Annotated in this window: 23 protein-coding genes; 16 read left to right on the top strand and 7 right to left on the bottom strand. The window is 33.4% G+C overall.

The genetic code is table 11. The features are described from left to right. Positions 1 to 339: 339 nt before the first annotated feature. The 8 genes from KA824_RS00205 (at position 340) to KA824_RS00170 (ending at position 9389) form a co-directional block, all read left to right on the top strand. A complete protein-coding gene (locus KA824_RS00205) occupies positions 340 to 1452 on the top strand; it encodes a M23 family metallopeptidase (RefSeq protein WP_181187278.1) in 1113 nt (370 codons plus the stop codon). 173 nt (positions 1453 to 1625) lie between these two features. Next, entirely contained in the window at positions 1626 to 2381 is a 756-nt protein-coding gene (locus tag KA824_RS00200; RefSeq protein WP_107385756.1) for a glycerophosphoryl diester phosphodiesterase, read from the top strand. A 289-nt stretch (positions 2382 to 2670) separates the two neighbouring features. Further along, on the top strand, positions 2671 to 3099 hold the full coding sequence (arr, locus tag KA824_RS00195) for an NAD(+)--rifampin ADP-ribosyltransferase (RefSeq protein ID WP_107385757.1): 429 nt from the start codon (positions 2671 to 2673) through the stop codon (positions 3097 to 3099). Between the two features lie 181 nt (positions 3100 to 3280). Then, the gene (locus KA824_RS00190; protein WP_107504449.1) at positions 3281 to 4228 is read left to right on the top strand and encodes an SLAC1 family transporter; all 948 of its coding nucleotides are present in this window, start codon (positions 3281 to 3283) and stop codon (positions 4226 to 4228) included. An 18-nt stretch (positions 4229 to 4246) separates the two neighbouring features. Beyond that, positions 4247 to 5431, top strand: a complete 1185-nt coding sequence (locus KA824_RS00185; RefSeq protein ID WP_181187277.1) for a MalY/PatB family protein — start codon at positions 4247 to 4249, stop codon at positions 5429 to 5431. 47 nt (positions 5432 to 5478) lie between these two features. Beyond that, positions 5479 to 5931, top strand: coding sequence for a MarR family winged helix-turn-helix transcriptional regulator (locus KA824_RS00180; protein ID WP_019469146.1), 453 nt, complete (start codon positions 5479 to 5481; stop codon positions 5929 to 5931). A gap of 208 nt (positions 5932 to 6139) precedes the next feature. Then, a complete protein-coding gene (locus tag KA824_RS00175; RefSeq protein ID WP_210133232.1) occupies positions 6140 to 7783 on the top strand; it encodes an alpha-keto acid decarboxylase family protein in 1644 nt (547 codons plus the stop codon). A gap of 118 nt (positions 7784 to 7901) precedes the next feature. After that, complete coding sequence (locus tag KA824_RS00170; RefSeq protein WP_019469144.1) at positions 7902 to 9389, top strand: aldehyde dehydrogenase family protein; 1488 nt, start codon at positions 7902 to 7904, stop codon at positions 9387 to 9389. Between the two features lie 236 nt (positions 9390 to 9625). Here KA824_RS00170 and KA824_RS00165 read toward each other — a convergent pair whose 3' ends face one another. Beyond that, positions 9626 to 10855 carry an NADH-dependent flavin oxidoreductase gene (locus KA824_RS00165; protein ID WP_181187275.1) on the bottom strand — a complete coding sequence of 410 codons (1230 nt, stop codon included), beginning with the start codon at positions 10853 to 10855 and terminating at the stop codon, positions 9626 to 9628. A gap of 304 nt (positions 10856 to 11159) precedes the next feature. Between KA824_RS00165 and KA824_RS00160 the strand changes: the two genes are divergently transcribed. The 7 genes from KA824_RS00160 (at position 11160) to KA824_RS00130 (ending at position 17977) form a co-directional block, all read left to right on the top strand. After that, a complete protein-coding gene (locus tag KA824_RS00160; protein WP_107385761.1) occupies positions 11160 to 12164 on the top strand; it encodes an LLM class flavin-dependent oxidoreductase in 1005 nt (334 codons plus the stop codon). 26 nt (positions 12165 to 12190) lie between these two features. Then, entirely contained in the window at positions 12191 to 12523 is a 333-nt protein-coding gene (locus KA824_RS00155; RefSeq protein WP_019469141.1) for a glycine cleavage system H family protein, read from the top strand. Positions 12524 to 12526: 3 nt separating this feature from the next. Beyond that, on the top strand, positions 12527 to 13315 hold the full coding sequence (locus KA824_RS00150; protein ID WP_119517546.1) for a protein-ADP-ribose hydrolase: 789 nt from the start codon (positions 12527 to 12529) through the stop codon (positions 13313 to 13315). After that, positions 13308 to 14192 carry an SIR2 family NAD-dependent protein deacylase gene (locus tag KA824_RS00145; RefSeq protein WP_107385762.1) on the top strand — a complete coding sequence of 295 codons (885 nt, stop codon included), beginning with the start codon at positions 13308 to 13310 and terminating at the stop codon, positions 14190 to 14192. The genes KA824_RS00150 and KA824_RS00145 overlap by 8 nt, the downstream gene beginning before the upstream one ends. A 9-nt stretch (positions 14193 to 14201) precedes the next feature. Further along, positions 14202 to 15224, top strand: a complete 1023-nt coding sequence (lplA, locus tag KA824_RS00140; RefSeq protein ID WP_103211410.1) for a lipoate--protein ligase — start codon at positions 14202 to 14204, stop codon at positions 15222 to 15224. Between the two features lie 319 nt (positions 15225 to 15543). After that, positions 15544 to 16533 (top strand): Gfo/Idh/MocA family protein, encoded by a 990-nt coding sequence (locus KA824_RS00135; protein ID WP_107517873.1) that lies wholly within the window; start codon positions 15544 to 15546, stop codon positions 16531 to 16533. 223 nt (positions 16534 to 16756) lie between these two features. Next, entirely contained in the window at positions 16757 to 17977 is a 1221-nt protein-coding gene (locus KA824_RS00130; RefSeq protein WP_119517548.1) for a putative glycoside hydrolase, read from the top strand. Positions 17978 to 18081: 104 nt separating this feature from the next. Here KA824_RS00130 and larC read toward each other — a convergent pair whose 3' ends face one another. Genes larC through KA824_RS00100 form a run of 6 tightly spaced genes read right to left on the bottom strand, consistent with a single transcriptional unit; the run spans position 18082 to position 24492 of the window. Further along, complete coding sequence (gene larC, locus KA824_RS00125) at positions 18082 to 19257, bottom strand: nickel pincer cofactor biosynthesis protein LarC (RefSeq protein ID WP_107385764.1); 1176 nt, start codon at positions 19255 to 19257, stop codon at positions 18082 to 18084. A 5-nt stretch (positions 19258 to 19262) separates the two neighbouring features. After that, positions 19263 to 20033, bottom strand: coding sequence for a nickel pincer cofactor biosynthesis protein LarB (gene larB / locus KA824_RS00120; RefSeq protein WP_107385765.1), 771 nt, complete (start codon positions 20031 to 20033; stop codon positions 19263 to 19265). Between the two features lie 32 nt (positions 20034 to 20065). Further along, on the bottom strand, positions 20066 to 20875 hold the full coding sequence (larE, locus tag KA824_RS00115) for an ATP-dependent sacrificial sulfur transferase LarE (protein WP_154409512.1): 810 nt from the start codon (positions 20873 to 20875) through the stop codon (positions 20066 to 20068). 42 nt (positions 20876 to 20917) lie between these two features. Then, positions 20918 to 22180 (bottom strand): nickel-dependent lactate racemase, encoded by a 1263-nt coding sequence (gene larA / locus KA824_RS00110; protein ID WP_181187274.1) that lies wholly within the window; start codon positions 22178 to 22180, stop codon positions 20918 to 20920. Further along, positions 22177 to 23340 carry a 2-keto-3-deoxygluconate permease gene (locus tag KA824_RS00105; RefSeq protein ID WP_181187273.1) on the bottom strand — a complete coding sequence of 388 codons (1164 nt, stop codon included), beginning with the start codon at positions 23338 to 23340 and terminating at the stop codon, positions 22177 to 22179. The genes larA and KA824_RS00105 overlap by 4 nt, the downstream gene beginning before the upstream one ends. A gap of 21 nt (positions 23341 to 23361) precedes the next feature. Then, entirely contained in the window at positions 23362 to 24492 is a 1131-nt protein-coding gene (locus tag KA824_RS00100) for a glycerate kinase (RefSeq protein ID WP_181187272.1), read from the bottom strand. Between the two features lie 138 nt (positions 24493 to 24630). Between KA824_RS00100 and KA824_RS00095 the strand changes: the two genes are divergently transcribed. Further along, on the top strand, positions 24631 to 25710 hold the full coding sequence (locus tag KA824_RS00095) for a CdaR family transcriptional regulator (RefSeq protein ID WP_107385769.1): 1080 nt from the start codon (positions 24631 to 24633) through the stop codon (positions 25708 to 25710). Positions 25711 to 25988 lie beyond the last annotated feature (278 nt).

The raw sequence follows: 25988 nt of genomic DNA, 5'->3' as shown, positions 1-25988 counted from the left end.
TTCTATGTTAGCACGTAATATAGCATACCAAAAAGACACTGCTTTTAATTTTTGATAAAGTAATTTGTAATATTTAAGAAAAAAATGGATATGAAATTAGGAGGTTAAGTGTAAAAAGTTAACTGTTATAGTCGATTTACAACAACTGTAATATAGATGTATAGGGTTCAATTAAAAGTAATGGAAACGCTATCTGCTTATCTAGAAGGAATTTTCAAAAAATTTACGTTACATCACAAACAAATTACTAACAAATTAAAAAACAGTTTCTGCTATTCTCTTTATACAGTTTCTCTGATACTATTATGTATGTAAAAATTTTGGGAGGACTTATTAATTATGAAAAAAATGGTTACAGCAACAATTGCTACGTTATCTTTAGGTGCAATTGGTGTCGCACAGGGAGAAGCACACGCTTCAGAAAACAATCAATCAAATACACAATATACAAGCAATCACGCGAATAGTGATATTTTTAACTATGGTTATATCGATCAAGCTGATAATGGGAACTATCATCACACATTAGATGGAAACTGGGATCAATCTATGTTTGATCAACAACAATATTATTTCTATTTAATAGATAATGAAGGGAATTATCATTACTATTATTTCCCAATGAATAATCAAAGTGCTAACACTTCAAACGTTGAAAATGTAAATGCTTCAGATGATAATAACTACACTGATGACCAAAGTCATGAAGAAGTACAATCAGAAGGTTATGACATTAACCAACCATCACAAAACAATGATGTTGATAATAGTGCAACAACGAACCAAAGCACTGAATCTGAACAAACAGCACAAAGTAATTCTAATAACGTAAACAATACAGCAAATAATGCACAAAATAATGTAGAAAATAATACACAAAATAACGCATCAACAAATAACAATTATGAAACGAATTACACACAAAATAATGGTACTAATGATGTACAACAAAACGCTACATCAAGTAATGATTCAACACCACAACAACAAGCTGCACCACAACAAAACAATACACAATCAGAAGCAGCGTCAAACAGTAGTAGTAATAATAGTACGCATTCATCCAATTGGTTAACTAAAAACCGTCAATTACAACCTTATGGTAGCTACCATGGCGGTGGTGCACACTATGGCGTTGACTATGCTATGGATGAAAATACACCTGTTTATTCACTAGCAGATGGTACTGTAATTCAAAGTGGTTGGAGTAATTATGGTGGTGGTAACCAAGTTACAATCCAAGAGAAAAACAGTGATAACTATCAATGGTATATGCATATGAATTCTTTAAATGTTAAATCTGGCCAAGAAGTTAAAGAAGGACAACAAATTGGTTTATCAGGAAGCACAGGAAATTCTACTGCACCTCATCTACATTTCCAACGTATGTCAGGTGGCGTGGGTAACGGATATTCTGTTGATCCAACTTCATATGTAAATTCAAAATCATAATATACGACACATATTGGTCGCCTTTGAAATCCTTTTAAGGATGTAGAAGGCGACTTTTTGTTTGATTTTCGACTGTAAACTATGATTTTTTGTCGATAATAACTTAGATAATTTGAATTATGGTTCATGACATATCATAATTACACTAAAATCACATTGAAAGGGAAGATGATATGTTTACAGTTTATGCTCATAGAGGATTATCAAGTAAAGCTCCTGAAAATACGTTGGCAGCATTTGAAGCAGCAGCAAATGTGACTGGATTAAAATGGATTGAGCTTGATGTTGCAATTACAAAAGATGAACAGCTGGTCATTATTCATGACGATTTTTTAGATCGAACAACAGATATGATAGGTGAAATTACACAATTAAATTATGATGCAATCAAAAATGTATCTGCTGGTAATTGGTTTAATGCAAAGTATGCAGAAGAAAAATTACCGACTTTTGATGATGTGATTGCATTTGCTAATAAATATAAAATGAATTTAAATATAGAATTAAAGGGTGTAACTGGTGGAAATGGCAGTGCTTTATCAGAAAGTATGGTTAAACAAATTGCAGAAAAATTAAAAGCATTAAATTCAAGCTCGGACGTTTTATTATCTAGTTTTAATATTGTTTTATTGAAATTATCACAGCAATTAATGCCACAATTTAAGCGGGCAGTTCTTTTTAAAGCAGCAGCTTTTACAGGTGATTGGAGAACACTTTTAGATTATTGTGGATCAACGATTGTCAATATAGAAGATGCAAAACTGAGTCAAGCACGCGTGCGTTCAATTAAAAATGCAGGTTATGAGTTAAATGTATGGACTGTAAATAGTAAAATGAGGGCAAATCAATTGTCAAATTGGGGCGTAGACGGCGTCTTTACAGATAAAGCAGATGAGTTAGTCCATTTAAATAGTGGGTTTAATGCTTAGTAAGTTAAATATCATTATCGTATATAAAACGGGGCTATCTAAACGAATTGAAGTTTAGTAGCCCCGCTTTTGTTTAGATATAAAAAAGGAGAAGTTTTTTAAATACCGCTATGTTATTCATTATTTTTTATAATTAGCAATTGTTCAAAAATGATATAAAGTTATAAAAATTTAAAATGTCCTTTGCTTTAATTATACTATGAGAATTTCAGATATTATAGTCTGTATTTTCCAATAGATATTGCATATAATAATTTAACAGCTTAATGATTATGAAGGGGGCTACACGATGAACAGTACAAAAGCGCAGTTTGGGCAAAATTTATATTTACATGGGACGAAAGCTGAATTGGAGATTGGTGATTTATTATATCCTTTGTATAAATCTAATTATCAGGACCGAATTATGAATCATATATATTTCACTGGTACATTAGAAGCAGCAAAATGGGGAGCTGAACTTGCAGTTGCTTTGTCTAAAGATATAGCAGAAGAGCATATTTATGTTGTTGAACCATTAGGAGAGTTCGAAGACGATCCGAATGTCACAGATAAAAAATTTCCTGGCAATCCAACGCTTTCTTATCGCTCTAGTGAACCACTGAAAATTGTCGCGGAATTAAGCGCATGGGAAAGACATTCGGATGACGAAATTAATCAAATGCTCAAAGGCATAAAGGAATTGCGAGACAAAGGACTAGACGTTATTGAAGATTAATATACTGATATAAATGAGACATTCAACTATGCGTACCAATTGAATCAATGTACAGATAAAGGCATAGTAAATTAAGTCAAATGAAAAAACGATTATGAAATAATAATCTTATTTTACACATAAATAGTATGGACATAGTATAGTAATCATATAACTATATAATATAAAAGGATTAAAAATTATGTTTTATAAATTGATAAAAGTATTACCAACAGCTATTTGTGGATTAGCATTAGGGATCGCGTCACTTAGTAATTTGCTGTTTAATATGACTTGGCATGGCTTAGCGGTGTTATTTTTTATATTGAGTTGTATCATTTTATTGTTATTTATACAAAAATGCATATTATATCCCAATACAGTACGGGATGAATTGAGCGATCGTAATATCTGTGCTACTTTCCCAACTTTTCCAATGGCTCTAATGACAATCATTTACATCATAAAGCATCACTTAAACGTCAATCTAGGTATACTAATATGGTTATGGTGGTTAACCATTATCATCCAATTCATCATTATCGCAGGTTTCATTTACTATCATCTAATATTACATAACAAAGGTAGTGTTTTGCCGAATACGAGTTGGTTTGTCACATTTGTAGGAATAGGTGTAATATCTGAAACTGCAAAAGAATTTAATCCAGTTTTAGGTGAATTCACGGTATATATAGCAACTTTTTGTTTTATAATATTAATAGCGATTATTTTAATCAAAAAAACTTGGCGCTTATATAACGAAAACCAATTTCCAATGGCAGTCATCATAGCGGCTCCAGCAGCACTTTGTTTTAATGGCTTTTTAATTAGTGCAAAATTTGATGACTTCATATTGACGATATTTGGCTTTATCATATCCCAATTACTTTTTGTAGTTTCATTAACGTTTATTCCTAAGTTAATGGCTATCAATTTTAAATTTTCATTTGCTGCTTTAACGTTTCCATGGGTAACAACAGCGACTGCTTATTTTAATTTTATGTATCATATGCGTTTTCCGAGCCCAATACAAACCTTATTACAATTCATGTTGATATGTGAAATTATTTTTGTGTCATTGGCCGTGGTATATGTCATTTTGGGTTATATTGTTTTTTTGAGAAAAAGAATCAACAGTAAAGTGATTTAAGATAAAGGAGTGGTTGTAATGACTTATAATTTTAATGAAGTTGTTAATAGAAAACAGACGAGATCAGTTAAATGGGATACGATGGAGGATGTGTATCATATTGATGATGCTTCAGACATACTGCCAATGTGGATTGCAGATATGGATTTTAAGGCACCTCAACCAGTAATTGATGCATTAAAAAATTGTGTCGATCACGGCGTGTTTGGCTATTCTTATTTAGATGAACACTGTAAAAATGCAATTCAATCTTGGTTTAACAAACGTCATGAGTGGCATGTTGGGAAAGATTGGATTCTTGCGCATTCTGGCGTAGTTCCTGCGATAGCGTCAATTATTGAGACATTTACAGCTCCAAAAGACAGTGTTTTAATCACGCCTCCAGTTTACCCACCTTTTTCCAATTTACCTTCAGGTATGACTCGACAATTAATTACGTGTGCTTTGATAGAAGATGATAGAAATTACTCAATTGACTTTGAAGACTTTGAAGAAAAGTTGAAGCAAGGCGTGAAAATGTTTATCTTATGCAACCCACATAATCCAGGCGGGATTGTTTGGTCTAAAGACACTTTAAAAAAAGTGATTGAACTTTGTGTTAAATATGACGTGTTAATATTATCAGATGAAATCCACGCCGATTTGGTATTTCCAGGTTATCAACATATTCCTCTTGATAAATTAGCGTCTGATAAAGAAGCACAAAAAATCATTACATGCACTGCACCTACAAAAACATTTAATCTAGCAGGTATTCATGCTGCTCTGATTATTTCGCCTGATAAAGATGTTAGACAAGCATTAGCGGCTAATTTTACGACACATGGTTTAGGTATTAACCGCATTAGTCCATTTGGAGCAGTTGCACTAGAATCTGCTTACAACCATGGAGAAGATTGGCTTAATGAGCTCATAAATATTGTTTCTTCAAATATGGATTATGTTATTTCAGAAATTACCAAAGCTATACCACAAATAAAGATTAAAAAGCCTCAAGCAACCTATTTGTTATGGATTGATTATAGAGAAACTGGCTTGACTGAAGAAGAAATAATGACAAAATTACTAGAAAAAGGTAAAGTCGCGCTTGAACCTGGGACAAAGTATGGTGAAGAAGGCAGAGGGTTTTTAAGAATGAATGTGGCTTGCGCACCCCAAACTGCTAAAGACGGCGTTGAACGTTTTATTAAAGCGTTGAAATAAATTTACCTCCCAAAATTTTAAGACATATTTAAAAAGGATTGTGACTTATGGAAATAAAAAATAATGACTATGAAAATTTGCTATTTTACTTTGCATATAAAACATTTATTACGACAGCGGATGAAATCATTAAAGATTATGGTTTGAATCGCCAACACCATAGATTTTTATTTTTTATTGAAAAAGTCCCTGGTATCTCGATTAAAGATTTATTGAAAAATCTAGAAATTTCAAAACAAGGTAGCCATGCAACTTTAAAAAAACTAAGAGATGAGGCATTCATTGTAGAAAAACAAGCGCCAGAGGACAAGCGTATTAAAACGTTGTATCCAACAGAAAAAGGCCGGAACTTAGTTCGTAAATTAAATAAAGCGCAAAATGATATGTTTAAAGAAATTCAAGAAAAAGTAGGCAATGATTGGTATGCAATTATGGAAGAATTTGCTTCGTATAGAGAAGGATTTCAATCAGTAAAATATTTGAAAGGCGACCAAGAATAATTTTTTAAGTATTTTTGTCAATAGTATAGCGAAGTTACATTTACTGAATACAATTATTTATATCAGAGGTTTGTTTTCTAGATTTTAGAAAGCAAGTCTCTTTATTTTGTTTGGAGGTATAAATAAGTCAACAAACTTGACCTAATTTATTTAACAAGTTATATTTAATGTGTAATGAAAATGAAACACATTAAAGGAGAAATGATGTATGCAAAAAAGAGTAGGACAATATTTGATGGATGCAATTCGCTCAGTTGGTGTTGATAAAGTATTTGGCGTGCCTGGTGATTTTAATCTTACATTTTTAGATGATATTATCAATCGAGATGATATGGAATGGATTGGTAACACAAATGAACTTAACGCTAGTTATGCAGCAGACGGCTATGCAAGAATCAAAGGCATTAGTACTATGGTAACAACATTTGGTGTGGGAGAGCTAAGTGCGGTTAACGGTATAGCAGGTGCTTATGCAGAACGTGTACCAGTCATAGCAATCACAGGAGCACCAACTCGTGAAGTTGAACGTGCTGGTAAATATGTTCACCATTCATTAGGTGAAGGCACATTTGATGATTATCGAAAAATGTATAAACCTATCACGACAGCACAAGGATATATTACTCCAGAAAATGCACAAACTGAAATTCCAAGATTAATCAATGCAGCAATTAATGAAAAACGTCCCGTGCATATACACTTACCTATCGATGTAGCTGCTGTAAATATTGAAGTACAAACACCGTATCAATATACGGCGCCAGTCAAACAAGATGTTGACAGTTATATAGACATAATAGAAAACAAATTGAAAAATGCGAAGCAGCCTTTAATTATTACTGGTCATGAAATCAATAGTTTTGGGCTGCATGACAAACTAGAACAATTTGTTAACCAAACACATATACCAGTTGCTCAATTGTCCTTAGGTAAAGGGGCTTTCAATGAAGAAAATCAATATTATATGGGTATTTATGATGGAAAGATCGCAGATGAACAAATTAAAGCTTATGTAGATCATAGTGATGTAATTTTGAATATTGGAGCAAAACTTACGGATTCTGCTACAGCTGGATTTTCTTATAAATTCAATTTAGAAAATGTAATCATGATTAATCATCATCATTTCAAAGTAGATGAATTACGCGATGAAGAAGTAAGACTTGCAGATTTACTAGATAGTTTATTGGGAATTGATTATACGGCTGACGTAAGCTATCCGCGTTATCAATTAACCAACGAAACAGTTGAATTAAGTGATGAGCCATTAAAACAGTCAACATATTTCAAATTAATGCAACAATTTATTCAACCCAAGGACGTTATACTTGCTGAACAAGGAACATCATTCTTTGGTGCTTATGACTTACTTTTCTCTAAAGATAATACATTTATAGGACAACCATTATGGGGCTCAATCGGTTATACTTTACCTGCGACTTTAGGAACACAAATTGCAGACAAACAACGTAGAAATGTGCTGTTGATTGGTGATGGTTCACTACAGTTAACTGTTCAAGCATTATCAACAATCATACGTGAGGATTTAAAACCAGTTATTTTTGTAATAAATAACGATGGTTATACAGTGGAACGTAAAATTCATGGTGAAAGCGCACCATACAACGATATCAAAATGTGGGACTACAAGCAGTTACCGTTCGTGTTTGGTATGAAAGATACGGAAGTTAAGATACATGATGTTACAACAAGTAATGCGTTAGCAACAGCATTAAATGAAATCAATCAAACTCCTAACATGATACATTTTGTAGAAGTGCACATGGATGTACATGATGCACCAGAAAAATTAGATGCGATAGGCAAAGCTTTTGCCCAACAAAACGGGTGATAATTGGAAATTTTTTAAAAACAGCACATATTCGTTTACAATGGAATTGTGACGTTAGGTTAACTATAGGTTTAAATAAAGTTATTATCAATAACACCAAAACAAAGGAGAGATTGTCATGACAGTAAATATAAAAGATTATGTTGATGAGAATTATGGATTGTTAATTGATGGTGAATTTGTAAAAAGTAATAGTGGAGAAACATTAGAAGTTGTTAATCCAGCTACAGGGGAGATACTATCAAATATTTCCAAAGCTGACGAAACGGATATCGACAAAGCTGTATCATCAGCCCAAAGCGCCTTTGAATCATGGAGTTTAACTTCTAAAACAGAGCGTGCGAATTTATTAAGAAAAATCAGTGAAAAATTGATGGCAAATAAAGATAAACTTGCAACAGTGGAAACCTTGAATAATGGTAAACCGATTCGTGAAACTTCAACGATTGATATACCATACGCTGCAAGACATTTTAACTATTTTGCAAGTGTTATTGAAACACATGAAGGTTCGGTTAATGATATTGATAAAGATACTATGAGTATCGTACGTCATGAACCTATTGGCGTTGTTGGTGCTGTAGTAGCTTGGAATTTCCCAATGCTCTTAGCAGCATGGAAAATTGCACCAGCCATTGCTGCAGGGAATACAATTGTTATTCAGCCATCTTCCTCAACGCCTTTAAGTTTATTAGAAGCAGGAAAGATTTTTCAAGAAGTATTGCCACAAGGTGTGGTTAATATTGTAACTGGTAAAGGTTCAGAATCAGGTAATGCTATTTTTAATCATGAAGGTGTAGATAAATTATCATTTACAGGTTCAACAGATGTCGGCTATCAAGTTGCCGATGCAGGTGCAAAACGTATTGTCCCTGCCACATTAGAACTTGGTGGTAAAAGTGCCAATATTATTTTGGATGATGCAAATTTAGATTTAGCTGTTGAAGGTATCCAACTCGGTATATTATTTAATCAAGGTGAAGTATGTAGTGCAGGCTCACGTTTATTGGTTCAAGAAGGTATATACGACACGTTAATTTCTAGATTAAAAGAGGCATTTTCAAATATTAAGGTTGGTGATCCATTAGATGAAGATACTCAAATGGGCAGCCAAACGAGTGATGAACAGATGAATAAAATATTGTCATATATCGATTATGCTGAACAATCAAATGCTGAGGTGTTAACTGGAGGCAAACGTATTGTTGAAAATGGATTAGATAAAGGATACTTTATAGAACCAACGCTGATTGCAGTTAGTGATAACCAAAATAAATTAGCGCAAGAAGAAATATTTGGTCCAGTTTTAACAGTAATTAAAGTGAAAGACGATCAAGAAGCGATTAAAATTGCTAATGATTCTGACTATGGTTTAGCAGGTGGGGTATTCTCACAAGATATTACTCGCGCATTGAATATTGCTAAAGCAGTTAGAACAGGCAGAATTTGGATAAATACGTATAACCAAGTGCCTGAAGGCGCACCATTTGGTGGTTATAAAAAATCAGGTATTGGTCGTGAAACGTATAAAGCAGCATTGAGTAACTATCAACAAGTTAAAAATATATTTATTGACACAAGTAATGAATTAAAAGGTTTATATTAAACATTTGCCAATACACTTTGTGAAAATAGTATAAATAAGCAGGCTCGAAAATTCGAACATTAATTTTCGAGCCTGCTTTTTTAAAAAATGTTTAACAAAACATGATTGAAATAAATATCAAAGCGCATTTTAGTGCATTTTGTAACTAGTTATTAAGTATTGAATTTGTTGAATACATGCATGATGATTTTCATCGTGTGTGCTTTTAGAATCATAATTTTTATATCGTGGAAGCCTTATGTCCCATTTTTATGATCTACTTCTTTATAATTTACTTCATCATAATTTGTTTCAAGTTTACGCAATTCATCTCGAGTTTCTTTCTTTAAACCTTCACCATAATCCATCATTTTTACAATATCTTTAAAAGCAGCATAAGGGATAGCTAATTCATCTATATCTTCCAGAGTTACATGTAAATCAATGTCATTTGGTCTTTGTTCTTTTAATTTAGTAACGAAGTCTGGTTCAGTGACGAATGGTGATGACATGCCCACCATATCCGCATTTTGTAAGGCGTCCAAAGCACTATCAGGAGAATTAATACCTCCGCTAGCAATGAGAGGAATGCGTCCGTTGAGATATTTATAAACGACCGCATTGACATATTCTCCGTTATATTTTCCTTCAGAACGTACTTTATTTTGATAGATTTGACGTCCCCAACTTGCAATCGCTAAATATTGAATATTGGCAGTTTCTAACACCCAGTCTAAGTGACGGTTAAACTCATCAACAGTGTAACCTACATCACTACCACGTGTTTCTTCGGGTGTGGCACGATAACCTAAAATAAACTGTGAAGGTGCTTCTCGATCAATAACATTTTGAACAGCTTTTAATATTTCTAATTCAAAGCGTGATCTATTCTCTAAATTTTGGCTACCATATTCATCGGTCCTTAAGTTAGAGAAAGTCGAGAAAAAAGTTTGGATTAATAAACGTTGTGCAGCTGAAATTTCAACACCATCAAACCCTGCTTTAATTGCACGTGATGTTGCATCTGCATATTGCTGTATAACGGATTTGATTTTGTCTGTAGTCATAGATAAAACTTCATGCTTAATTGGAGAATTTAAGGTCATCGCACTTGGACCAAATACTTGACCAAAGTTTAAAATAGCTTGATTTGAAAAACGACCGGCATGCGTAAGTTGTAGTATTGCTTTGTTGCCATTTTGTTTCATAGCATTAGCTAAAGTTGTTAAGCCAGGGATACAACTATCATCAGTAATGCTAAAACCATATTCAAATAATTGTCCATAAGGTTCAATATAAGCGGCGCCAGTAACTTGAAGTGGTGCTGAGTGTGCACGACGTCGTGCATAATTAATATCTGCTTCTGTGATATGTCCGTCTTGTGTAGAAGAATTAGTTGTCATTGGAGATAAAACAAAACGGTTGTTTAAGACAATACCATTTGGCAATGTTAGTGGCTTTAATAATGCATTGTAATTCATATTCATAATTATAACCTCTATCTTCGTTGTTATTAATAATTTTAAAGTAACACTTAAATATAAAAGGGTCAAAACGATTAAAAAGTAGAAATTTTTTAAGCAAAATCTAACAAAAATTCTCTATATCCGTTATCCTATAAGGTGTAGACAATTTAAAGTGGACGCATGTTGTATTAAGTAGAGTGTATAGTGATGTTACGTTGCATTTATCTTAACTGAAAGTCATAAGATACTCAAATATACTTGCTTTAAGAACAATCGTTAACAAAGCGTATTGTATAATGTATGATTGGTGGAGGTGGTAATTCACGTGGTTCAATTTAATGTGTTAGATTATGCTGTGATTGACGAAGGCAAATCTGCCGAAGAAGCTTTACAAGACACTGTTCGATTAGCACAGTTAGCTGACAAACTCGGCTATAAACGTTTTTGGTTAACAGAACATCATAATGTACCAGCATTTGCATGTAGTAGTCCTGAATTATTAATGATGCAAATTTTAAATAAAACAAAAAACATTTCTCTGGGGTCAGGTGGGGTGATGTTACCTCATTACAGCCCATATAAAGTTGCTGAAAACTTCCGTATGTTAGAAGCACTTCATCCTGGACGTGTCGATTTAGGTATTGGCAATAATGCAGGTACTGCTCAAGTGAAATCGGCGATGAATGAAACAAAATCACACTTTTTAGACTACGGGCAGTCTATTGAAGATGTGAGACATTATTTAACAGAACAACAGACGCAGCAGCGACATCATCGCGTTGTAGCACAACCAAGTACGAAATTCATGCCCAGCATGTGGTTGCTGAGCACCAGTGTAGCATCGGCTAAAAAGGCGGGGGCACAAGGTATAGGTTATACATTAGGTACTTTTCTATTACCTAATGCTAAAGCAATAGCTAAAGCAAAAGATAGTGTGAAAATGTATAGAGACGCATTTCAACCATCGTCATTAAATATGGCGCCATCTGTGATGATTACTGTCTTTATTGCATTAGCTGATACAGTAGAAGAAGCAGAAACTTTGGGCCAAAGTCTAGATATATGGTTATTAGGTAAGGAACAGTTTGCTGAATTTGAACGTATGCCCTCGCCTGAAACAGCACAATCTTATCATTGTACAGAGAAAGATGAGCGACAAATAGCTCAAAGTCGTGCACGCATCATTGTTGGCACCAAAGAAAGTGCGAAGCCACAAATAGATCGCATGATACAAGATTTTAATGCAGATGAAGTCATGGTGGTGCCTTTGATACCGAGTATTGAAGCACGTTGTCGAGCTATTGAATTGCTTGCAGAAATATATTTATAAATTATTTATGAAGGGAAGTATTTATTATGAAAAAATTAGCGAATTATTTATGGGTAGAAAAAGTAGGCGCACAATATGTTTATAGTATGACGCCAGAGTTACAAGACGATATAGGTACAGTTGGGTACGTAGAATTTATAGGTAACGATGAAGTGAAAGTAGATGACGAAATAGTAAGTATTGAGGCTTCTAAGACAGTGTTAGATGTTCAATCTCCATTAGCTGGTACGATTGTAGAACGAAATACAAAAGCAGAAGATGAACCAACAATTTTGAATTCAGAAAAACCAGAAGAGAATTGGTTAGTTAAATTAGAAAATGTTGATGAAGCAGCATTTAACGCACTACCAGAGGCATAATATATGCAACAACAAGAGCGCTTATCTTATTTAATTGAATATTTATGGCGTGAAGCAAATGGTGAAACAACTTTAAATTTACCGGAAGATGAAACATCACGTTGGGAAATGTATAGAGGGCTCGCCAATGTAAGATTACCTCGACCTATTGCTGACACTTATTTAGATGTACAAGATGCATTTTTACAAACGATGAATCGTCAACATGTTACTCATATTGATACATTGTCGCCAATGATTGGTGATGATGTATTTTTATGGCAAGGAGATATCACTCAACTCAAAGTAGATGGGATAGTGAATGCAGCAAACAGTCAATTATTAGGTTGTTTTGAAGCTAATCATAATTGTATTGATAACATCATTCATACTAAAGCTGGGGTACAGTTACGTTTGGCATGTCATGAAATTATGGAAGCACAAGGGAAAAAAGAAGGTATAGGAAAAGCTAAAATAACATCAGCATATAATTTGCCAGCCCAATATGTAATTCATACAGTAGGGCCACAAGTTCGCAAATTACCTGTATCTGATATGAATAAAGATTTGTTGGCACGCGCATATCGAAGTTGTTTAGAAATTGCAAAACAACATTCGCTAAAAAGTATAGCGTTTTGCTGTATTTCTACAGGTGTGTTTGGCTTTCCTCAAGCAGAAGCTGCAAAGATAGCCATTAACACTGTATTGGATTATAAAAAAGAGCATCATATGGATGATACGAAGATTATTTTTAACGTGTTCACTGATACAGATGCACAATTATATAAGGAGGAGCTAAAACGTTATGACTGAAACAACATGGCGTGTTATGTCAACAAATCAAAGTAGTCAATCTGATGTATTAGCACAAGCTATAGATGAAGCAGATGCAGTAGTTGTAGGCATAGGAGCAGGTATGTCTGCTTCAGATGGGTTTACGTATATAGGAAAAAGATTTACCCAAAATTTTCCGGATTTTATAGAAAAATATGGATTTTTTGATATGTTGCAAGCAAGTCTTCATACATTTGAAAGTTGGCAAGAATACTGGGCATTTCAAAGTAGATTTGTTGCATTGAATTATTTAGATCAACCAGTAGGTGCATCCTATGTTGCGCTGAAAGAAATACTAAAAAACAAAGCGCATCATATTATTACCACTAATGCAGATAATGCGTTTGCAGTTGCTGGTTATGATTTGGACAAAGTATTTCATATCCAAGGTGAATATATTCTATGGCAGTGTAGTCAACATTGTCATCCACAAACCTATAGAGACGATGAGGCAATCCGTCAAATGATCCAAGAGCAATCAAATATGGAAGTGCCGCGCGAACTTGTACCACATTGTCCCAAATGTGATGCACCTATGGAAATTAATAAGCGAAAAGCACAAGTCGGTATGGTAGAAGATGCAGATTTTGAGGCACAATTATCTCGTTACAATCAGTTTCTTGAAAATCATAAGGAAGGAAAAGTTCTATATTTAGAAATCGGTATTGGTTATACTACACCTCAGTTTGTGAAACATCCTTTTCAACGTATGACAAGACAGAATTCTGATGCATTATTTATGACATTAAATAAAAAAGCATATAGGATACCTCAAAATATACGTGAACGAACAATACATTTAACGGATGATATTTCGACATTAGTTTTAGAAGCAAATAATAAATTAGCAAAGTAGGAGAAAACTATGTATTTAATTGAACCGATTCGAAATGGTGAATATATAACAGACGGTGCAGTTAATACTGCAATGCAAGTCTATGTAAGTCAAAATATTTTTTTAGATGATGATATTTTATTACCTTATTATTGCGATCCAAAAGTAGAAATAGGTCGTTTTCAAAATACAGCAGTAGAGATTAATCAAGATTATATAGATGAACACGGTATACAAGTGATGCGTCGTGAAACTGGAGGTGGCGCAGTTTATGTAGATCGTGGTGCTGTGAATATGTGCTGTCTTTTACAAAATGATAATTCGATATATGGTGATTTTCAAAAGTTTTATGAGCCAGCAATTAAGGCGTTACATAATTTAGGTGCTACTGAAGTCGTTCAAAGTGGGCGTAATGATTTAGAGATTAATGGAAAGAAAATTTCTGGTGCTGCAATGACTTTGATCAATGGACGTATCTATGGTGGTTACTCACTCTTATTAGATGTTGATTACGAAGCAATGATTAAAGTGTTGAAACCGAACCGTAAAAAAATTGAATCTAAAGGAATTAAATCTGTTAGGTCGAGAGTTGGAAGTATTCGTGACAATTTAGCAATTGAATATCAAAATATTACTATACATGAGTTTAAAGACTTAATGATTAAACAATTATTGGGCTTAGACGATATCAATGACGTTAAACGTTACGAATTAAGTGAAGCAGACTGGCATGTAATAGATGAAATGGTGGCAAAAAAATACAAGAATTGGGAATGGAACTATGGACGTTCTCCACGTTATGAATATAATAGAGATGCGAAATTAGCTGCAGGCACCATTGATATCACACTAGCCGTTGAACAAGGTCGTATTGTTGCATGTCGTATTTATGGTGATTTTTTCGGACAAGGTGAGATTAAAGAAGTTGAACAGCAACTTATTGGTGTTCGAGTTGTTAAAGCAGATTTGCTTGATGCTTTAAGTGAAATTGATATTCCTTACTATTTCGGTAAAACGTCAGCAGAAGAACTCGTTGAATTAATTTTAAGTTAATAACAAGAGTGAACATTTGCTAAAATCAATGTAGTGGTAAATGATTTGTACACAAGCAGTTATTTCTTGGGAAATAGTACAAGACCACGTAATAAAGTGATATTAACTCAACATTTAAAATTGTCCTGAAACATTCAAATATAATTATATACAGATGATAAAATGGACAAACAAACTATGACGTATTATGCATTATAAGGCTGAACAGATAAATATTACAGCCTTTATGATCGTAATGGATGATTTGATTTTTGATTCGAAAAAGTCATAGTTATTTCAATATAGACAATAAATTTTTATGATAAAAAAGGGGAAATTTATGAATATAGGTATAGTTGGAGCCGGAAAAATTGTAAAAGAAGCGTTGCCAGTGATGTCAGAGGTACCTGAAATTCATATACAAAGCATAGTGACTACTGGACGTAATCCTGAGAATGTAGCTCAATTGCAAAAGCAATTTGATATTAAACAAGTCTATGAAGATTATCAAGCGTTTATAGAAGATGAAAAGATAGATACTGTTTATTTGGCTGTTCCCAATCATCTTCACTTTGAATACGCACGTAAAGCAATAGCGCAAAATAAGCATGTGATTTGTGAAAAACCATTTACATTAACTGCAGAAGAGCTCATCACACTAAAAGATTTAGCCGAGCAACAACATGTGATTATAATTGAAGCTATTACAAATTTGTATTTAAGTAATTATGACGTACTAAAGCAAAGCATACCAGAAATTGGGAATTGCAAAATTGCTCAGTTTAACTATTCTCAGTATTCTTCAAGATTTGATGATTTTAAAAATGACATTATTCAACCAGCATTTGACCCAAGTAAGGGCGGAGGCGCATTAATGGATATAAATGTTTACAATATCCATTTAGCAGTAGGCTTATTTGGTAAACCTAATAAAGTGACATACTTTGCAAATATTGAAAAAAATATCGATACTTCTGGAATCTTACAATTAGAATATGAAGATATGAAAGTGGTTTGTATCGGAGCTAAAGATTCTAGTTCTGATAATCAATCTTATATTCAAGGAGACAAAGCTACAATTAATCTTAAAGGTCCTACAAACGAGTTGAATGCATTCGAATTAAAATATCACACTGGTGGTACACAGTATTATCAAGTAAATGCACACAAGCATCGAATGTATGAAGAATTTGTGAAAATCGAAAAAGTGATTCGGGAACAAAATACTATATTTGCAACAAGACAATTAGAACACAGTATTCATGTACTAGATGTCTTAGAGCAAGCATTAACGAGTGCAAATTTAAGCATAGGACCTTCAATTAAATAAAATTTGGACACAGTTGATTTCATAATATTAAAAATAACAGCTAAAAGACAGAAATAAGTCGTCAATACGTCAGTTGATCACTATTTCTGTCTTTTTTGTAAATAAAAGTTTTGAAATTACGTTGTTTAAAATATTAAAATACTATAATATGTGTAGTGTAATACTTATTTGTCATTGAAATGTTTTTGTCGTTGAAATGATTAAGGGGAAGGGAGATAATTTAATGAGGGTTTGGAAATTTATAGTGATGCTACTTGTGGCTGTATTAATGATGTCAGCTTGTAACAGTGGTTCTAACAATGAAAAAGAAACAAATGGAGGAAAAGAAAGCACAAGCAAATCGAATAAGCATACATATAGTGATATTGACTATCCAAAAGACGGTGTGAAAGGTATCTATGTCACACCTAATTCAGCAAATGGTAAAAACTTTGAAGAGCTCATTCAATTTATAAATGAAACAGAATTAAATGCCATGGTAATTGATGTTAAAGATGATGAAGGAAATATAACGATGGACTTTAAAAGTGACAATAAATTGATTAGCAGTAATACAGTGAATAGTGTTGATGTGAAAAAAATCATGAAAGCGATGGAAAAAAACAATATTTATCCAATTGCACGTATTGTTACATTTAAAGATTCTAGATTATCTCAAAAAAAACCGGATTGGTCATTTAAAACGTCTGATGGTAATGTTTGGGAAAATGAAGGTGGAGATAGTTTTTCAAATCCTTTTAATGATAAAGTATGGAATTATAATATTGCAGTTGCAAAAGAAGCGGCTAAAGCAGGATTTAAAGAAGTACAATTTGACTATGTTCGATTTCCTGAGGGATTTGAAAATAAGGATAAATCACTGCAGTATTCAAATGGAAAATATAAAAATAGTGATTTAAATCATGTTGAGCAACGTGTGGATACGATTACTAATTTTTTAAAAACAGCACGTAAAGATTTGAAATCATACGATGTTCAAACATCCGCTGATGTTTTTGGTTACGCAGCTACTGTTAAAGAAACACCAGGTATTGGGCAAAGTTTCCCTAAAATCGCAAAGAATGTAGATGTCATTTCATCGATGATTTATCCTTCTCATTGGAGTCCAGGTGATTTTGGATTAGAAGCTCCAGATACAGAACCTTATAAAACAGTGGATCGTTATCTTGATAAGGAAAAAGAAGCACTCAAAGGTATCGATCATAAAAAGGTTAAATCTCGTCCATGGCTTCAAGATTTTACAGCATCTTATTTAGGAGAAGGGCAGTATAAAGTCTATGACAAAACAGAAGTAACTGCACAAGTACAAGCGTTAAAAGATCATGATATAAATGAATTTTTATTATGGGATGCTTCTGCTGATTATACGAAAGGTGCCGATTACAATCCATCAAAATACACCAATCCGGATGCTCAAAAGCCAGAAAACACAAAAAATAATTAATCATATTAAATGCTAAAATGAAATAAGCCTATAACTGAATTTTACAGAATCTCAGTTATAGGCTTATTATATTAGGATTTATGTGTCATAACTTTTTAAGTAGTTCAATCAATCTGTATATGTTTTTGAATCTCTTGATTAATATGATTATATACATGTAAGAATGGTTTGTTGGCTTGAATTGCGGCGTTTCGCACATCTTCAAATTCTGGTTTTGCCTTAATTATTTTGCCGTTTAACATTGCTGTTTTTACTAAAATCGCTCCATAATTTGTATGAATTGTTTCGAATTGTCTATGGAGTACTTTACGATTAACCGTGTAACTTCTAATACCTAATGTCGATGTATTTTTTAAAACATAGTCTTCGAAAAATTGTGCATTTTCTATCTTACAAATGACTGTGATTTGAGTGGCTGGCCTACTTTTTTTCATAGTGATAGGTGTGAAGTATGCATCTAATGCACCATCTTCTAAAACTTGTTCAAGAAAGTAACTTAGCATTTCAGCAGACATATCATCAATCTGACTCTCTATTACTTGGACTTGCGTTGGTGTATTATCTTTAGTTTTGAATTGAATTGCTCTCAATATGTTTGGGAAATCAAAGTCTTTGGTGCCACATCCATAACCAATCTGCTCTATTGTGACAGAAGGTAAAGGGCCAATTTTAGATGTTAATGCTTTAATGAAAGCTGCTCCGGTTGGTGTCGTTAATTCGCTATTAATATCAAAAGAAGCGAGCGGTATGCCTTTTAAAATTTCTGCCGTTGCAGGTGCAGGAACAGGATATAATCCATGAGCGATATTTACTTTACCTCCACCTGTTGGAATTGGAGAAGCGTGTAATTCATCAATTTTCAAATTTTCTAAAGCAAGACAGCCCCCGATAATATCGATAATGGAATCCATTGCGCCTACTTCATGAAAGTGCACCTCTTCGACGGACATCCCATGAATTTTAGCTTCTGCATGAGCAATCGTATCAAAGACTTTTTGGCTTCGTACTTTAACTCTTTCAGGTAAATCGCTATCCTGTATCATATTTGTAATATCAGCAGCTGTTCTATGATGTGTCGTTTCACTAAAATCAATGTTTAGATGCTTAGCTTGAATACCTTGCTTGTTTTGATTAGAAAAGCGCAGCTTAAAATCATTAAGTGGCAACTTTTGTAAATGAGATTCAATGTAAGCTATATTTGCACCTAAATCTACTAGAGAAGATAGCAACATATCACCTGCAATACCAGCGTGACAATCTAAATATATTGTATTTGTCATATCATTCACTCCATCCCTGAATGTTGTTCCAACATATTGACAATCATAGCAGCATTATAACCACCACCGAAGCCATTATCAATATTAAGTACACTAGAACCAGGTGCACATGAATTAATCATTGATAACAATGTTGTGACACCATTTAGATTCGCACCATAACCAACACTAGTCGGTACGGCATAGACAGGGTGGTCAACTAAGCCAGCAACTACGCTTGCTAACGCACCTTCCATGCCAGCTATTACTACAGATACGTTGCAGTTGCGAATATCATCAATATGAGCAAAAAGTCGGTGGATACCAGAGACCCCAACATCGTAAAACCTTTTTACGGATATCCCCATTACTTCTGCTGTTATAGCAGCCTCTTCCGCTACAGGAAGATCAGACGTGCCAGCGCAAATGATGGCAGCTTGACGTTGTGTTTTGGTAATATGCTCTAATGATGTACAAACGATTTGTGCTGTTGCATGATATACCAATTGAGGATATGTTTCACAAATAAAATTGGCTTTTTCATTATTGACACGAGTAATTAATATTGTTTCTTCGTGTAATATTAATGAGTGGATGATTTTCACTAATTGTTGTTCAGTTTTACCTTCGCCAAATATTACTTCTGGAAATCCTTGGCGCTTTCTACGATGCAGGTCAATTTTTGCAAAACCTAATTCATCATATTGATTTAATTCTACTTTAGCCTCAGATATTGATAGTTGATCTGTTTTTACAGCTTGCAATAATGATTCAATGGAATCATATTTACCTGTCATAGTTAAACCACCTTTATATTATAGCGTTAAAATTAAGATTGTATGACCTCATTCATACTACCTGTACGATAGCCTTCTAAGTCAATTGTGACATAGTCAAAACCCAGTTCTTTAAGGCGTAGTGAAATTTGGTTTCTATGTTGAATAATTGGAACAATATCCGTTTCATCAACTTCGATACGCGCAATGTTGTCATGATAACGTACTCTAACGTTATTAATATCTAAACTCAAAATAAATTTTTCCGCTTCATTAACTTTATTAACTTTGTTGAAACTAAGTGGTTCACCATATGGAATGCGAGAAGCTAAGCTACAGAGTGCTGGCTTATTCCAAACAGGTAAGCCATTTGATTTACTAAGTTCTCGCACTTCTTCTTTATAAAGTTCAACTTCTTGTAAAATGCTTCTCACACCATATTCAGATCTCGCTTTAAGACCAGGTCTGAAATCTGAAATATCGTCCATAATCATGCCGTCTAACACATAATTGAATCCAAATGTTTTTCTTAAATCTTCTAGTTTTGCGTATAATAAACATTTGCTGTAATACCAACTGTCGGGTGTGTTTTTAATGATGTGTGGTTCTTTTAATTCTTCGATTTCAGTCTCTAAGATATCTGCATTTAACGTGTTACCGAGTTGAATAGCTTGATTAAATTCTTCGTTTCTAAATAATTCTGATTTAACTATCACTGCTTTTACATTATTGATACCTAGTACATCAATTGCTTTTTTTAGGACTAAGCTACTATCAACACCACCTGAAAAAGCAATAACGACTGTTTCCATTTCTTTTAAAATCATTTCAAGTTTAACTTCTTTATCTTGTAATTTAGTCATTATTTAAATTTCCTCCTTGAATATTTTTGGACTCATTGAAAATTATGATTCTACATACGGTATAGTAAGGGGACCTAGTGGCATAACTCCAATACTCATGTCTTTTCCATATTGTTGTTCTAAAGATTTTAATGTTGCTTCAATATTTGAAATAGGATGTAACATAGCATCTTTTGCTTGTTGATCAGTTAATTTGGAATATAAATACACATCTGCAAAAGTCTGAATCACAGCCTGTTTTTGTACTTGCCACTGGTCTAGCATGGCGAAGTTTGGGTCATTAATCATTTTGACAAGTGCTTCTGGGGTGTCTGCCATCTTCAGTATTTCTGCATAATTACCATGATTTGGGAAACCATCGCTGCATTCAGATAACATGATAATACTGCCTCCTTCTTTAACCACTTTATGAGCAGCACTCATTCCCTTGACTGTTTGATATAAATTTTGATCAAGTGGATAACCAGAATTAGATGCGATAACGACATCAAAACGATGGTCACATTTGAACATAGCGTGTTTTTTAGCATAAGCACATCCCAAATCATGTGCTTTATACAGTTCTCCAGCAAAGACTTCTGTAATTTCTTTTTCTTTGTTCAATGTTACATTGAGCATGAAGTCAGGTTTGCACATGGCATTAATTTCTCGAGTCATATCTTGCACTGGATTATCTGTCATATTCCCCCAAGTAGAACGAATATCACCGATCATTTTAGCATTGTGAAATGTCATGATTGTTTCTATACCTGCAATACCAGGCATAATTCCTTTTGGACCTCCTGAAAATCCAGCAAAGAAATGTGGTTCTATAAAGCCAGTTACAATTTTGAAATCAGAATCTACATAATCTTTGTTTAAGTAAACATCACATCCGTATTTACTATGACCAACTTTTTTTAAAGTTTGTTTATCATTGCAATGATTATGTACAATTCTAATGTTGTTTACGATATCTTCACCTAGCATTTGTATTAATTCATCTTCGGTTTGATCTCGATGTGTACCAGTGCCGTTGATGATGACAATATTTTCTAAAGGTACATGTGCAAGGGACTCTACAATAAGTGGTACAAGTATATGATTCGGCGTAGGGCGAGTGATGTCACTAATAACGATTGAAACTGTTTGATTGGATTGTACTAAATCTTCAAGCGGATCCGAATCGATAGGATTCCTTAATGCATCGCGTATGGCTTGTATATCATTATCGAGTGCAGGTATAGGTTTTGGCTCTATTAAGACGCTATTTTCAGGTAATTCTATTTTAAGGTTTGACTTTCCATATAATATCTCTGTATTCAAGGTCGATCTTCCTCCTTATATGAAGCGCTTTCATAAAAGCGTGTGTTTATTTGCGCATTAGAATGTGTTTTGGCCGAGTGAGCAACATATTCCTTTGTTCCATATATTCCTTTACTTTTTTGATACCTATCGACCAATATGACTGCTATTGGGCACAATATTGCTGTAGTAATAGCTGAAATTGAAATTTGTGCTGTCGCGATAGGTGCTACTTTCTCAATCATAGCAAACTCACTTTGACTCAGATTACCATTTGCGAGCGCTGTAGAAGCAGCAGCAACTACTGCAGCAGGTGTAGATACTGCGTTACCTGCTGTAGATGATTCAGAAATTGGTGCAATTACACTCTTTTCTTTAAATATTTTAAAGGCAATGATACCAGTAAATGCGGTACAAATAAAGGTCAATAGTGCTAACGTTAAGCCTCCTGATAATACGGAAAAATTAAAGAATTCAGCTAAATTCATACCAGCACCTAAAGAAAAGGCGAAAAAGGGGATGAGTATGGTTTCACCAGGACGTAAAAATTCTGATATTTTAGGGTCAAGATTTCCTAATATCATACCTATACTTAAAGGTAAAAGTACAGAAATAAATGAAATGATTGGAAAGGTTGTACCAATAAATCCCAATGAAATCAAAGTTAACAATGGTCCATCATTAATAGCAAGTATGGACAGACCACCTACATCTGAACGATTCCCATAAGTACTGGTTAAAGCAGCATACATACCACTATTGCTATTTGTCATTGCTGCAATTACAGCTATTATAGACAAACCGAATAATCCACTCCAAGGATCAAATATTGAGCCTAATAAGAGTCCTACCGCTAACCCAGAAAAATATTTTGTTGTTGTTAATAGCATACCTTTTTTTAAGGCTTTACCGCCAATTTTTAAATTCATTTGACTTCCTACACAAAAGATAAAAAGTGCAATTAAGACAAGTGCACTATCTTTAAATAGTTCTTGTGAAAATCCCCCGATTTGAAGCATTTCGTAATAGCCTTGTTCAGTTTTGGGTGAACCGAGTGACTTAAGTAGATTCATTATAGGGCTTAAATGTAATTGATCAACGGTGTTTATAGTAGCGCCTAAAAGTAATGGGACTACCATCAATCCTCCAGGTATTTTTTCTATTGTATCTTTAATTCTCATAACTAACATCCCCTTAATATGTTATTGGTTATGGAAAAATGTTTTTACAATATTCTTGGTTGTTTGTTTTATCAATTTTTCCGATTTTAAAAATGTTTCTTCTAATGACATAGGTCCGTTACTTAAACTAAAAGCGCTGAGAATACCACTGTCTTTTAGGTCTTTTGCATCAACTTCTACTGATCCTCCTATAAAAATAACTGGAATATCATATTTTTTGGCACATTGTGCAATGCCGATTGGTGCTTTTCCATAAAAAGATTGTTTATCAATTTTTCCTTCTCCAGTAAGAATTAAGTCTGCTTGTTTTAAGTATTTTTCGAATTGTATATATTCCATAACTACCTGAATACCTTCTTTAAAGTAACTTGGGAAAAACGCTTTGAATGCACCTCCTAAACCACCTGCTGCACCAGCACCAGGTAAATCGTGTAGTCTAACGCCTGTGGTATGTTCAACTAGATTAGCCCAATGCGTGAGATTATCATCAAGTTGTTGCATATTTTGTGCAGATGCACCTTTTTGTTTCCCAAAAATAAATGATGCACCATTAGGTCCTACTAATGGATTTTGAACATCAGTTGCTATAATAAAATTGCAATGATTTATTCGAGGATCAAAATTTGATAAGTCAATTTGAGCTAAACTTTGTAGTTCGCCACCCCCAAAATTTATTGAGTGATTTTGATTATCTTTTAACTCTGCCCCTAAAGCTTGTAACATGCCAGCGCCAGCATCATTTGTAGCTGAACCACCAATCGCCAGTATGAAATTTTTATATCCTTGATTCAAAGCGTGTAAAATTAATTCACCTGTACCATATGTTGTTGTAGATAAAGGATTTAATGCCTCTTGGGCTAAATGCTTTAATCCTGAAGCTTCTGCCATTTCTATGACACAAGTATGATTATCTAAAACCCCGTATTGAGCTGTTACTTTGTCACCAAGAGGTCCGGTTACACTGACCGTAGTAAACGTCCCATTTGTTGCATTTACTAATGCTTCCATTGTGCCCTCACCACCATCACCGATTGGTAAATCATGAATGGTAGATTCAGGGAAAATTTCCAGTATGCTATCTTTCATATACTTTGTTACTTCGCTTGCCTTCATACTTCCCTTAAATGAATCAGGTGCTAATATGATTTCCATTGTGAATTTCTCCTTTTAAGAAAGCGCTTTCTAAAATGTGTTGTTTTAAGTTTAACGATTTTATTATATTGAAAAAAGGGTTAAACTATACAAAAATAATACTTTGAATTTGTATATAAATAACAAGTGGTGAGATAATTGGATATATTGACTGAAGAAATGGCAACGCTAATCGTTAAAGAAACAGCTAAAAGAACCAAAACTAATATTAATATTATGAATTTTAATGGAGTAATTATTGCATCTTTCGATAAAAGTCGTATCGGTACGCTTCACGAAGGTGCTATTGAAGTGTTGAAACAAGAAAAAACAGTGGTAATCAACCAGGAAGATAGTTTGCATTTTAAAGGTACTCAGGCAGGTATAAACTTACCCATAATTTTCCAAGATAATATCGTTGGTGTTATTGGTATTACAGGCAATCCTAATCAAATAACACATGTAGCAGACTTAGTTAAAATGTCTACAGAATTGTTACTTTATCAAAATTATTTTACGTACGAATTGGAGGGACAAATACGAAGTCAAGAATTATTTATAGAGGAGTTATTAAAAAGTGAATCATCAAAATCCTTTATTCAATATTTAATGAAACAACTTAATATTGATTTATTAACTTATAGAAAATGTATCATTATCGATATCGAAAAACAGATATTTTCTAGAAATAGTATTGTTCGTTCATTAACGAGCAGGATAGATGCTAGTTCATTTACAATTGCATTTACGAATTATAACCGCATCGTTATTCTTGCTACTGCTCATTCGATGCAAGCTTTAGATAATAAAATCAATAATATATACCAAATATTTCAAAACTTAGAGCTGAAAGTCCAAATTGCCTCAAGTCTTATGTTTAAAAGATTAAAAGACTTTAGAAATGCATATGAAGAGTGTGAGTTGGTATTTATGTTAGCTGAAAATGGAAAGATCGTGACTTCATTTGAAGATGTGGAAGAAAAAACACTTTTATATCAAATTGATAAAAATATAAGAGAACGATTTAAAAAAAGGATATTAAGTAATGTGGATCAGCAGAGTATAGATACACTAAAAGCTTTCTTTCAAAATGATTTAAATATAACGCAAACTTCTAAAAAATTGTACATCCATAGAAATACTTTATTGTATAGGTTAGAAAAATGTGAAAAAGAAACAGGGTTAAATCCTAAAAAGTACTCTGATGCTGTCAAATTACAGATTGCAATATGGTGTTAATAACGAAAACAATCGGAGCGTTTTATAAAAAAGTTTAACAAAAATGATTGGAACAAAATTAAAAATATTTTTAGTAATTAAAGTTAAATGTATTTTTATTTTAATTATGTCATACATTAAAAATTAAAAGTCCTAAGCATATCGTGAAATCGTATTGCTTAGGGTTTTTTTATATGGATTTAATTTAACTGAACAGATTAAAGAAAGTGAACGATAAAAGTAATCGTAAAAATTTGGTTGTTTTTTATAAAGTAATATGACATACTCAATAATAATTA

Origin of the sequence: Staphylococcus sp. GDY8P198P (assembly GCF_017891615.1) — a bacterium.
GTDB lineage: Bacteria > Bacillota > Bacilli > Staphylococcales > Staphylococcaceae > Staphylococcus > Staphylococcus cohnii.
This window is presented reverse-complemented; position numbering and strand designations above follow the sequence as displayed.